At 39.2% G+C, this 12,644-nt stretch carries 13 protein-coding genes; 1 reads left to right on the top strand and 12 read right to left on the bottom strand.

Features of this window, described 5'->3' with window-relative positions:
• The first annotated feature begins 75 nt into the window (after positions 1-75).
• Positions 76-960 (top strand): putative ABC transporter permease, encoded by an 885-nt coding sequence (locus tag KE503_RS07010; protein ID WP_212384832.1) that lies wholly within the window; start codon positions 76-78, stop codon positions 958-960.
• Positions 961-1,168: 208 nt separating this feature from the next.
• Here KE503_RS07010 and KE503_RS07005 read toward each other — a convergent pair whose 3' ends face one another.
• The 12 genes from KE503_RS07005 to KE503_RS06950 form a co-directional block, all read right to left on the bottom strand.
• Positions 1,169-2,365 (bottom strand): chloride channel protein, encoded by a 1,197-nt coding sequence (locus tag KE503_RS07005; RefSeq protein WP_212384831.1) that lies wholly within the window; start codon positions 2,363-2,365, stop codon positions 1,169-1,171.
• A 113-nt stretch (positions 2,366-2,478) separates the two neighbouring features.
• On the bottom strand, positions 2,479-2,889 hold the full coding sequence (locus tag KE503_RS07000; protein ID WP_022375616.1) for a sortase: 411 nt from the start codon (positions 2,887-2,889) through the stop codon (positions 2,479-2,481).
• 298 nt (positions 2,890-3,187) lie between these two features.
• On the bottom strand, positions 3,188-3,808 hold the full coding sequence (locus tag KE503_RS06995; RefSeq protein ID WP_022375615.1) for a V-type ATP synthase subunit D: 621 nt from the start codon (positions 3,806-3,808) through the stop codon (positions 3,188-3,190).
• 15 nt (positions 3,809-3,823) lie between these two features.
• Positions 3,824-5,209 carry a V-type ATP synthase subunit B gene (locus KE503_RS06990; protein ID WP_212384830.1) on the bottom strand — a complete coding sequence of 462 codons (1,386 nt, stop codon included), beginning with the start codon at positions 5,207-5,209 and terminating at the stop codon, positions 3,824-3,826.
• A 15-nt stretch (positions 5,210-5,224) separates the two neighbouring features.
• On the bottom strand, positions 5,225-6,991 hold the full coding sequence (locus tag KE503_RS06985) for a V-type ATP synthase subunit A (protein WP_055197767.1): 1,767 nt from the start codon (positions 6,989-6,991) through the stop codon (positions 5,225-5,227).
• Positions 6,984-7,580 (bottom strand): V-type ATP synthase subunit E, encoded by a 597-nt coding sequence (locus tag KE503_RS06980; RefSeq protein ID WP_081020094.1) that lies wholly within the window; start codon positions 7,578-7,580, stop codon positions 6,984-6,986. The genes KE503_RS06985 and KE503_RS06980 overlap by 8 nt, the downstream gene beginning before the upstream one ends.
• A gap of 18 nt (positions 7,581-7,598) precedes the next feature.
• Positions 7,599-7,907 carry a V-type ATP synthase subunit F gene (locus KE503_RS06975; protein WP_022375611.1) on the bottom strand — a complete coding sequence of 103 codons (309 nt, stop codon included), beginning with the start codon at positions 7,905-7,907 and terminating at the stop codon, positions 7,599-7,601.
• 17 nt (positions 7,908-7,924) lie between these two features.
• Entirely contained in the window at positions 7,925-8,359 is a 435-nt protein-coding gene (locus KE503_RS06970; protein ID WP_055197813.1) for an ATP synthase subunit C, read from the bottom strand.
• An 18-nt stretch (positions 8,360-8,377) separates the two neighbouring features.
• The gene (locus KE503_RS06965) at positions 8,378-10,327 is read right to left on the bottom strand and encodes a V-type ATP synthase subunit I (RefSeq protein WP_212384829.1); all 1,950 of its coding nucleotides are present in this window, start codon (positions 10,325-10,327) and stop codon (positions 8,378-8,380) included.
• The gene (locus KE503_RS06960) at positions 10,324-11,391 is read right to left on the bottom strand and encodes a V-type ATPase subunit (RefSeq protein WP_022375608.1); all 1,068 of its coding nucleotides are present in this window, start codon (positions 11,389-11,391) and stop codon (positions 10,324-10,326) included. Before KE503_RS06960 ends, KE503_RS06965 begins: the two co-directional genes overlap by 4 nt.
• A 12-nt stretch (positions 11,392-11,403) precedes the next feature.
• Positions 11,404-11,715 carry a hypothetical protein gene (locus tag KE503_RS06955; RefSeq protein WP_212384828.1) on the bottom strand — a complete coding sequence of 104 codons (312 nt, stop codon included), beginning with the start codon at positions 11,713-11,715 and terminating at the stop codon, positions 11,404-11,406.
• A gap of 447 nt (positions 11,716-12,162) precedes the next feature.
• Complete coding sequence (locus KE503_RS06950) at positions 12,163-12,636, bottom strand: PD-(D/E)XK nuclease domain-containing protein (protein ID WP_212384827.1); 474 nt, start codon at positions 12,634-12,636, stop codon at positions 12,163-12,165.
• Between the last annotated feature and the right edge of the window lie 8 nt (positions 12,637-12,644).

Genomic DNA, 12,644 nt, shown 5'->3' with positions numbered 1-12,644 from the left:
GGTCTTTTATATGATAATTTGTTAAAATGATTTGGATACCACTTTTAATCTGAAAAGATTTAGAAGGAGATTTCTATGACTTATTATGATATTTTATTTAGTTTCTTTATCTATGGTTTTCTTGGTTGGTGTACCGAAGTTGCATATGCTGCTTTTAAACAACATTCTTTTGTAAACCGTGGATTCTTAAATGGTCCGATCTGTCCGATCTATGGGATTGGCGTGACCGTTGTCGTTGCTTTGTTGCAACCTTATGTTGGGAATCTGATCTTACTTTATATTACTTCTACCATTCTTGTTACATTTCTTGAATGGCTGACTGGATTTCTGCTTGAGAAGTTATTTCATCATAGATGGTGGGATTATTCTGAGCTGCCTTTGAATATTGGCGGTTATGTATGTCCTTTATTTTCTGCGATCTGGGGTGTCGCTTGTGTGTTGATCGTGAAGCTTATTTATCCTTTTACGGATAAACTGGTTTCATTTCTTCCAGTATGGTTTGGTAAATTCCTGCTTGTATTATTAATGATCACGATTTTCGTTGATGTTTGTATTACTGTTCAGGGTATTTTAAAGTTCAACAAACGTCTGGCTCTTATGGAGGATATTGCGAAAGAATTGCGTAATATTTCTGATCAGATCGGTGAGAATATTTATGACAGTATGATGGATGGCTTGGAAGCTCAGGATCGAATGAAAGCTCGTGCGGATGTTATTCGTGAGAAAGTAGATGAAGTGAAACAGGAAAATACTGAAGAAGTCAAAGCTCGTATGGATTCTATGAAGCAACGTGCATTTGAACTTCGCACTAGATATGAAAACATGGCAAAGCTTCCTACATTCACATCTCGTCGTATCTTGCGTGCATTCCCTAAGATGATGCCTCGTGAGCATGTAAGAGAATTTGGACAGTTGTGCCGGATCTTGAAGAAGCGAAGGGATGAATTGAAGAAAAAATAGCTGGATTTTAAAAGGAATTGCTTAGTTGTTTGCAGTTCCTTTTTGTACTGTCTTTACATATAATTTATTATTTATTGATAAGCTGATAGATAAGTATTCTTAGTATAAAAATATAATTTTGTTGAAAAATGTTACTTATATAGCGTGAAATATTTCATTAGGACATTATACGCACCCCAGTGGTTTGGATAACTGAAATTATTGAATATTATAATTTCTCCTGTGCATAAATAGACAAATCCCCATTCGCTCCATAAGCAATCGCACAAACGATCACAAATAGTACCATATTAGCTCCTCCAAATACTTCCAGTCCGATCATGATCGGTGCGATCAGTGTATTTGTGGCACTTCCAAAAACTGCTGCGTATCCTAATGCTGCACATAACATTGGTGGCAGTCCGAATAGTCCACCTAGAATTACTCCAAGAGATGTTCCGATTGAGAATAATGGTGTAACTTCTCCGCCCTGAAATCCAATTGCTAATGTAAAGATCGTAAATAGCAATTTTAGGATCCAGTCATACCCGTAGATCGTCTGTCCTGTAAATCCTGCTGAGATCAGGTTTGTTCCGAGTCCGCTGTATCTTGATCCATGAACAGCAAATAATAATACCGCCAATGGAATCGCCATAAATCCGATTCTCAAAAACTGATTCATAATCTTTTCACCCATAAATGCTTTTAATTTGCTTAGTGAGAATGAAAATAATCGTCCTGTCAGTCCAAAAATAATCCCAAGGCAGATCACAGCTGCAATCGTCTTTGTTCCTGACAGATTTACTGTATCTTTCATTACAACTGAAAACTTTTCCAATCCAAGACTATGTGATGTAAATGCTGCTGTATATGCGGATGCTAACGCTGGAAGTAACGCTTCATAATCCATTTTCCCTATGACAATCACTTCAATGGCAAAAAAAGTTGCACTTAGTGGTGTCTGAAACAGACCTCCGAATCCTGCTGCCATACCGATCACTAACATTAATCTTCCATTCTCTGGGAATTTGAATTTTCTTCCGATTGCATAAGATAATGTCGCTCCAATCTGGACAGCAACCCCTTCTCTTCCTGCACTTCCTCCGAATAAATGCGTCAACCATGTCCCGATCATTACCAATGGAATTAATAATAATGGGATAGCATCTGTTTTTTGCTGTCCAGCTTCAAAGACAAGTTTCATTCCTTTTAAGCTTGCTTTACTGAATGCATAATACATTGCCGTAATCACTAATCCGGCAATTGGCAGGAATGGAAGTAAGTATTGATAATGTATGGTTCTAAAATCAGAGATTGCGATCAGTACTCTTCCAAACAGGGCATCAATTGCTCCTACGATGATCCCCACGATCACTGCCATAATAAAATATTTCAACAACTGCAAAATATAGCTTTTCTTATCCATTTTTTATAAATTCCTTTCTTCTATAGAGTAAAATAAAAAGCTGATAACCCCTGTGTCCATTACACAGATGTCATCAGCTTATTTTGTTAAGATATCATATCTTTTTGATCGTGTCAATTTTCACCAGCCACTGCATTTGTAAGTGTACAACGCAGTGCCATTCTGTTTTGGCCACCATAGGTACAGGTAAATAGTGTCATATCCCATTTGCCTTTTTCCATTTGTTTTACATCGGTTCCTTTAATGATCTCTATATCAGAAACTTTGTATTCAAATCGATTCCCTTCTACATCAATAAACCAGATCTTGCTTCCGATGTCCAACGTCTTTAATCGACTGAAATGACTTCGGTAATTATGACCTGCAATGATGATATTTCTTTTGTAGACACTTCCTTTGTATCTTCCTGGTGCAATTTTTAATCCAGCCAGGCTCCAGTGTGACATTACTGGAAGCTGCAGTGATAATTCCGGTACTTCCAAAACTCCAATATACTTGATTCCATCGATCGTCTTTGTCTGCATTTTCCTTCTTTATCTTTTGCAAATAATATAACAGGGATATTTCCATATTTATACAAATAATTTAGTAACTCTTCTTTGGAGTACACTTTTTCAGAATCTCTCATTTTTCCTCCTTTGGCTCTCCAAATATAAAGCACCCCCGCTTGCTTTCTTTGTAAAAACGTTAACACAGGCTGTGTTACCTATACGTGATTTTTTGTTATTTTATGCCAAGATTGATAAATTTTTTTATTCTTTGTACTAATTATAGTACACACCCCCCAGTTTTTCACCCCTTAGTTTATTTATTTTATACATCTCATCCTTTCTGCTTCATCCTCTTAATAACCTTAAGCCTCGTAAATTCCTCCCTCTCCTTCTCTTCCAACTCATTTGAAATCTTATAAACAAACCCAGTATAAGTCGGAATCGTAATATTTTTCAGCGCATTCGCTCTCTTCTGTGTTTTCTTAATACTCGTCGCCAGCCGATAAGCTGCATTTTCGACCATCGACAATTTGATTGTCAGATCTTTCACTTGTCGAAACGCTTCTCTTGCAACATCAATTGACTCAAATGTCCCATCCATCGCATAAGTCAGCTGGTTTTCATGTGCATCATATTTTACATGTGGTATCTCCGTTCCCATGATGCTTCTGGTCTGAATCTGAATCGAATCCTCGATTGGAACCGTATAGGCAAGTTCTTCGACCTTACTAATCCCATGCTGGATATTTGCTCTCTGAAGACATGCATATGCTCTTGTAAATGTCGTATCGATCTCTTCCTGAATATCTTTTGCCTCATCGATCAGATCCATCAGCTCACGGATCAGAATATTCCTTTTTTTATCCATCAGATCATAGCCTTGTTTTGCTAATGCAAGCGAGTTCTTGGCTGCGATCAGATTTCCTTTGGTTGGGAATTCTCGTGGGTCCATAATCTCACCACCTTTTTAGCTTTCCTGCTTTTTCGGCAGGTATTTATCGATGATCTTCGTGTCGATTCGGTCTAATTCTTCCCTTGGCAGAATCTTTAATAATTCCCATCCAAGATCCAAAGTCTCAATCATAGAACGATTTTCTTCTGATCCCTGACCGATATATCGTTCTTCAAATTCCTTTCCGAATTCCAGATATTTTTTATCGATCGGTGATAATTCATCTTCACCGATGACAGAGGCTAAGTTCCTTGCCTCTCCCACCTTTGCATAGGCAGAAAATAACTGGTTTGCAAGATCCTGATGGTCTTCTCTTGTGTATCCTTCACCAATTCCATCTTTCATCAGACGGGAAAGTGACGGCAAGACACTGATTGGCGGATAAATAGACTGTCCATTTAAGTTACGATCCAGTACGATCTGCCCTTCGGTAATATATCCAGTTAAGTCAGGAATCGGATGTGTGATATCATCATTGGGCATTGTAAGGATTGGAAGCTGTGTTACAGAACCTTCCGCTCCTTCAATAATTCCTGCACGTTCGTAAAGTGTCGCAAGTTCGCTGTATAAATATCCTGGATATCCTTTTCTGGATGGAATTTCTCCTTTGGATGAAGATACCTCACGCATCGCTTCTGCAAATGATGTCATATCGGTCAGAATTACCAAGATATGCATGTTGCAGTCAAATGCCAGATATTCTGCTGCCGTTAAGGCTACTTTCGGTGTGATCAGTCGTTCGACAACTGGGTCATTTGCAAGATTTAAGAACATACATACATGATTTGCAACACCGCTTTCCTCAAATGTTTTCTGAAAGAAATCCGCAACATCATGTTTGACACCCATTGCTCCAAAAACTACCGCAAATGGCTCATCAGAACCATCTCCTAAGGATGCCTGTTTTACGATCTGTGCTGCCAACTGATCGTGTGGCAATCCGTTTCCTGAGAAGATAGGAAGCTTCTGTCCACGAATCAGCGTTGTTAATCCATCAATGGCTGAAATACCTGTGCGGATATAGTTTCTTGGATATTTTCTTCGGACTGGATTTAACGGAAGTCCATTGACATCTCGTTTTACATCCGTGATCAATGGGCCTAATCCATCAATTGGTTTTCCGATCCCGTTGAATGTTCTTCCAAGCATATCTGGTGCAAGAGAAACTTCCATCGGATGTCCGGTCAGTTTCGTTCTTGTATTGTCAAGGGACATATTTTCGGTTCCCTCAAATACCTGAATGACTGCTTTATCTTCGTATAATTCAATGATCCTTCCAATTTTCTTTGTCTTTCCATCGACCGTAAATTCCACGATCTCATCAAAAAATGCGTCTTGTACCCCTTCCAGAATGACAAGCGGACCATTGATGCTGCTTAAGCCTAAATATTCAATTCCCATAATCTATCCGCCTCCTTATGCATTCTTTTCCAGTACTGCGTCATAAAAATCATCAATCTGTTTATGGTAAAGATCCAGTAATTGCAGATTATCATTTGGAACATCATATTTGATCGCAATGACTTTCTCAAAGATTCCTTCTGCTTTTAACACACTCATCGGCATTCCTCTTGCCACTAATTCTCTGCTCTTTTGGTATAGATATAAAATGACTTCCATCATTTTATATTGCTTCTCCATAGATACGCAGGTGTCGTCTTTGTGGAATGCATTTTGCTGCAGAAATCCTAATCGAATTACCCTTGCAATCTCTAACGTTAATTTCTGATCATCTGGGAGAACATCTCCACCGATCAGTTTTACGATCTCCATCAGACTGCTTTCCTGATTCAGGATTGCCATCAGCCGGTTTCGATAGTCCACAAAGTTCGGTGATACATGATCTCTGTACCAGCCTCCAAGATCTGTAAGATATTCACTGTAGCTTGTCAGCCAGTGGATCGCTGGGAAATGTCTTGCGTAGGCTAACGATTTATCCAATCCCCAGAAACAGCGGACAAATCGCTTTGTATTCTGCGTTACTGGCTCAGAAAAATCTCCTCCCTGTGGTGATACCGCACCGATGATCGTTACGGAACCGTCGGTTCCATTTAAGTTATGCATCATCCCAGCTCGCTCATAAAAAGCAGATAATCTCGATGCCAAATATGCCGGGAATCCTTCTTCTGCTGGCATTTCTTCCAGACGACCAGATAATTCTCTTAATGCTTCTGCCCACCTTGAGGTAGAATCCGCCATGATCGCGACATCATAACCCATATCGCGGTAATATTCTGCCAGTGTAAGCCCTGTATAAATAGACGCTTCACGTGCTGCCACTGGCATATTAGACGTATTAGCGATCAGTGTTGTTCGGTCCATCAATGGATTTCCACTCTTTGGATCGACTAATTCTGAGAATTCTTCCAATACCTGCGTCATTTCATTTCCACGTTCCCCGCATCCGATATAAATAATGATATCCGCATCGGACCATTTGGCGATCTGGTGCTGGGTCATTGTCTTTCCAGTACCAAACCCGCCTGGGATCGCTGCTGTTCCACCTTTTGCGATTGGAAACATGGTATCCAGTATTCTCTGTCCTGTGACCAATGGCACACATGCCGGAATTCGATCGTATACTGGCCTTGGAACCCTAATTGGCCATCTCTGGATCATTGTTAAAATCTTCTCTGTTCCATCATCTAATCTTAATGTGATCATATGATCTTTGATCGTATGTTCTCCATCAGATGCCACAAAGGTAACCGTTCCTGTAAGATCTGGAGGTACCATGCATTTGTGTACGATCGCTCTTGTCTCCTGCACTTCGGCATAGATGTCTCCTCCATGAAGAACATCTCCTTCATTGACAACCAGTTTTGTATCCCACAACTTCTGTATATCAAGCGAATCTACACTGATACCTCTTGTGATAAATGCACCTGCATTTTCAGCAATTCTCTCAAGCGGGCGTTCAATTCCATCAAAAATATTATCTAAGATTCCGGGAGCCAATGTAACAGATACTGCTTCTCCGCTTGCTTCCACGATCTCTCCCGGTCTTAACCCAGATGTTTCCTCATAGACCTGTATCGTTGTTCGGTCTTTATCCAGCGAAATGACTTCTCCGACTAACTTTTCTTTGCCGACATAAACCATTTCTGACATCTTAAATCCAGTATTTCCAGCCAGATAAATGACAGGTCCGTTGATTCCATAAATTGTTCCAGTCTTACTCACCTGTCACACCCCCTTTAAAGGTAAATTCTTCGTATTCTTTCTCCAAGGCTCCCGAAAATGAGTGATCGATCAAAATATTTCTTCCCGGAATGACTGAACGGATTCCTCCGATAAAATCTTCCTCACTAACTGTGACTGTCATTCCTGTCCGTTTTTCAAGAAATTCTTTCTTATCCTGATCGGAGCTGTTAATATAGATCGTCAGTGGATTCCCATCTGCAAATCTTGCTGCTTTGGCAATATAGGATACGAGCAATTCTTTGTATTCTTCCGTTTTCATATATTCATCGGTCATCTCACGGACCTCCTCAAACAGCTTGTTTTTCAGTTCATTTTGAACACGGCTTAACTGCCTTCGAAGTTTTAATTGTCCTTTGGATGTTGCTGTATTTAACTGCTGCCTTGCCGATGCTGTTTCGGTCTTAATTCTCGTGTCTGCCTGCATCACAGCTTCTTGTTTATGTGTCTTGAACACGCTTTCCAAAGCCTTCTGATGCTGGTCTATGATTTCATTTCCTCTGGCTCTCGCCTCTTCCATGGCAGCTTCCCTAATATGTGAAATCTTTTCTTCTACTGTCACATTCGTCACCTTCCTTCTACAGCCGGCTTATAATTTCAATCCGATCGCCTCATTGACATAAGACGTGATAAAATCTTTCTTCCGCCCAGTTCCGTGCCGGTCAGGAATCTCGATCAGAAGCGGCATCTTGCGTTCCAGTTTGATCTCATCGATCAGTTCTGGAAATTCTCTTCCAAACTTCTCTGTCAAAAGCACGATCCCAATCTCCGGATCGCTCATAGCTTTTTCAATCACTTCTTTTAGTTCATCCCTCTCATGAACCACGACTCCATCAACTCCGGCTAACCGCATTCCTGTCAATGTATCTACGTTATCACTGATCAAATACATTTTCATAAATATCACTTCCTGATCTATCCAAGTTTACCGATGATCATAAATGAAATGATCAATCCATACAGACACACACCTTCTGCCAGACCTACGAAGATCAAGGATTTACCTAATGCACTTGGATCTTCGCTGATCGCACCTAAGGCTGCACTTGCAGCACTCGCTACAGCGATACCACCACCAACGCAGGAAAGTCCAGTTGATAATGCTGCTGCCAGATATCCTAATCCTGTACTCATTCCAGCATCAGAGCTTGCCTGAGCTGCCTGTACCGGATCTGTGATAAACATCATCACTCCGGCGATCACAATGATTCCGAAGAAGAAAAATGCGTTAAATGCAATGCTTCGTTTATAACGTTTCTTTGTTCTCTCTCCATGAAGAAAATAACCAAAAGGAATAAATATACTTAAAATTAATGCTGCGATGATCACTAATTTGATTGCTAATGTCATAACCATAACCGATACCTCCTAATTTTCCTTGCCTGCATGATTGTCATATGGATGGAATTCTCTTCCTGATCCCGTGTAGAAACGGCTGAACATCTCATAATATTCCAGACGTAATACCTGAATTCCGACAACCAGACCTTCCAGTCCGCACACGATAATATTTCCAAGAACAATGATGATCCAGTTTGGATTTCCTGCCCCGTCTGTGATGCCTCCAAGCATCAAAACAACTTCCATCATTGCCGCATGGCTCACTGCAAATGCTCCGATACGCACAAATGAGATTGTGTTGGAGAAGAAACTTAACATCGTCTCAAACAGTTCAAAAAATCCCTGTACCAAAAACATTCCGACACCGCCTTCTGCTTTTGGTTTCTTTCCTTCGACCAGCTGTCCTAATGGTTCCTTTAACAAAAACAGTATGACTGGAATTCCAAGGAAAATGACCATCATGATATTTCCTGGTGTTTTGTGTCCTGTCATATAAAGCACGATCGTTAAGACAAGGAATCCATAAAATACAAGTCCTGCAACTCCATTTGGACTAAAAAATAAATTTTCTTTATCCCCTCGTTTCTTTGCATTGATGATCTGAAATACCATCGCAAGCAGGATCAGTGCCATACCAAATGCAACCGCCACGATAAATACGGTATTTAACTGTCCGACAAATGGTAATTTCATCATTGCATGCATTGGCGATAACCACATCGGCTTGATAATCGTTCCTTCAAATCCAAAGAAACTTCCGAACATAAATCCAAAGAATGTAGAGAAGATTCCAGCTATCGAAATGATTCCTGCAAGATTCCATTTCTTGATCTTATATAGTAATCCCCCACCGATAAACAAACACAATCCCTGACCAACATCACCAAACATGGCTCCAAAAATAAAGGTATAAGTCAGTGCCACAAAAATGGTTGGGTCCATCTCATCATGGGATGGCAGTCCATACATTCTGATAAACATTTCAAACGGTTTAAAGAATTTTGGGTTCTGTAATTTCGTCGGTGGATCACCGAAGAATTTTTCTCGGCCTTCTTCGACGATGATCGTGATTCGATCATCATCTTTTGTCTCTTCGATAAATGCCTGCGTATCTTTTTCACTCATCCAGCCACAGAGAATGTAGTAATCTTCCTGTTCTTCATTTTCCATGCAGGCTGCCATTTTACGAACATCAAAGTTGTTGGATAATTCCTCTAACTTATATTTGGCACCTCGGATCTTCTTTGCTTTCACAGATAAGAAATCTTTCATCTGTTTCTGGACATTTTTAATTTCTTTTTCAATCTCATCGATCTGATTTCTTAGATTCCTGCAGATTTCTGCTGGCATTCCCTCGTAATCATCTGGGAGTGATATCGTTTCAAAATGCAGAGATTTAAACGTTGAATCGATTTTTCCCATTTCTTTATGTGCTGCAAAATAGCATCCGTACACATAATTTTCATTCCGGACTCCCTCCAAAAAGATCGCATTGAGATCATCAAATAAATATTTTTCAAGTTTCTGATAATACTCTACGTTTACCCGTCCAAATCTGACTTTCATATACTGGTAACCGTAAACTTCTTTTAAATTTAACTCTAAAGGCTGAAACGGTTCGAGTTCATGAAGCCTTTCTAAGAATTCTTCTTTCTGCTTCTTTAACCGGTCTTCTCTCACCTTAAGATCCAGATAATCATGATTGAGATCCCGGATCATTGTAAGGATCTCATCTGCCGTAAGAGAGGTATCCATCTCCCCTTTTGGCTGTGCAAGCATCGCTACATATTGTTCCGCTTTGGAAAGCGGTTCTTTGTAAGGATTCACATCCATAAACGGCATGAGGTTATCTGTCGTCTTCAATTCTGTGATCGCATTTTCCAGCTGCATTTCGTATTTGGAAAGATAAGATGCACTTACCCTGTCAATATCAGTTCTCGGACCGGAAATGCTTAAGAATTTCATCTTTACGATCATGATGCATTACCTCCTTGACGTCGTTGTTGTCTCACCAAATACTGTAATGTCTCTCGTTGTGATAATCCGTAGCGGATACATTCCAGTGCCGTGGTGATCTTATAAGTCTCTTCCTCCTTTAAAAATAAATATTGTTGTATACTCGCCAGAGAATATGGGTGGTTTCTGTAAGCGATCGTTAGGATATGTTCTACACATTCATTTACCACGCTTTCCATCTGCACCTGTTCTCCGAACTCATATTTCTTTCCGTAATAAGTTTCATTTAATCTTCTTGTGAATTCTTCCACCGATGGTGCTTCAACCAGATCTTTAAATTCCTGATTGCTTAGTTTATGCTGAATCGGAATTAACAATGTATAAATGTCTGGTGCGAGCATATGGTAATATTTCTTTGCCCTGTAAATCCATTGAAGATTTAATAGATCGATCTTGGCTCCTAATTCTTTTGTGAGCATCTCCTGATCTTTTTTGTTCCAGTTTCCTTTACGTGCTTTCCACATCATGGAAAAATAATATAAATCCAATGCCAGCTCATAATCCGCTAATGTCGATGCTCCTGATTCCCTGATCCTTGAAAGTGGAGCGTAATATTCTGTATTCTTCAGATAATCTACCAGATGGTCGATATTCTTTGCCGTTACCAGCTGATCGATTCGAATCTTTGAATACTTATCAAAAAACGGCTTTTTGTAATTTAGATCAAATGGTACATTACTGTGATTAAATACAATCCTTAAACAATATCGAATCAAGTCAACTTCATAGCGTTTCATAAAAATCTTTAAAAACTCTTTTTGCTGCATATCTGCGAAACGGTAAAGTCTTGTATAATCATCATACAATGACTGGATCAGAACTTTTTCGATATTTCCTCTGTGATACAGTGATTCATCCATCTGATTGATAAATTTTCCGTACGATTTCGTCTGTTTCAGATATTCGATAATATCTGTCACTGTATTCATGGAAGCCAGCCGTTCATAATCCTGCGGCTTTAAAAGCTTTGCACGCATTGCTGCGACTTTCGTCACAATTCCGCTGTAGCGCATCACATCTCTCAATGACACCGCCTCCTATACTTTGATCACCCGCTCTAGTATCTGCCTTGCATACTCGCTGCGATGTTCTTTAAAGTCTTGTTTTAAAACTTCTATTTCATTGTTATTTTGTTCTTCCTGTTTCTTTAGAAGATTTTCCATGTTTGTTGCAAGATCCAACTGAATCTTTAATATCTTTTCATTTGTCTCCTTTTCCATATCCGCATCAAATGTATCCCGCTGCTTTTGCATTTTCATTTCCATCTGATGCTTTTGTTCCTGCGCGCCATCTACGATCGAACGCGCTGTCATTTCGATCTCTGAAAGTTTCTCTGCAATTCTCTCCATCAGTTAAACCTCCTTTCATACCAACCATTGTAGTCCTTTGCGTTTATTTTTACCAGTATTTTATCTGATTTTTTGCATTAATTTAGCAATTATTCACAATTTTCCGACAATTTTTCATGATCTGTTGTGTGTTATAGCCTCTCTCATTTCTTGAAATTTTATTCTCTCAACAAATATTTCTGCTTTATAGAATTTTCCTATAGCCAGAAAAAAAGCTTGCACCCCCCCCGAAAATATTGTATACTGGCAATAGATTTTTGTAGTACATTAATCTGAATACTTACAAGAGGCGATGCTCCCATCGCCTCTATCCCCTTATGAATAAGCAAGAGTTATACCATGTATTTTTTAATATGTTAAAAAGAGACAAGTTGTGATTTTGATATTTTTCACACTTGTCTCTTTTCTCGTTTTAATTTTTAATTTATACCTTTAACACTCTCATCATTATATAAACACACGGCAGCTTTTCTGGCAAAAGCAGATTCCATATTTCAATATCTTTTCATATCCCTCATTGGTCAAACCATCTGCATATCCTTTTTCATCGATCTGATTTAATGCCTCTTTACATTTCTCTTCCATCTGCGTAAATTTCTCAGCATACTTAAGTTCCAGAATCACTGCCGGTTTCTTTTCATCATAAGGTTTTAATAAAATATCTGGTCTTCCATTTCCGCTTTCTCTGTTTGAAAGAATCTCATAGTCTTCCAAACTGCTTAATAATCCTAAGAGAAATCCATGATAAAAATCTTCTTTTTTATCATAATAACTAATACTTTCTCTGAGATCTTGTTTGATATATTCTTCGAACTTCTCCTGATTTCCATCAAGAAGAGCTTCGTACATACTGCTTAAATCTTTTGATCTTACATTCTTTTTAAACCATTCCTGTATCGTATTCTGATAGATATATCTCACTTCTTCAT

This window comes from Anaerostipes sp. Marseille-Q3525 (assembly GCF_018223505.1).
In the GTDB taxonomy this organism is placed as follows: domain Bacteria; phylum Bacillota; class Clostridia; order Lachnospirales; family Lachnospiraceae; genus Anaerostipes; species Anaerostipes amylophilus.
Note: the sequence above shows the minus strand (reverse complement) of the source record. Positions and strands in the feature narration are given on the sequence as shown.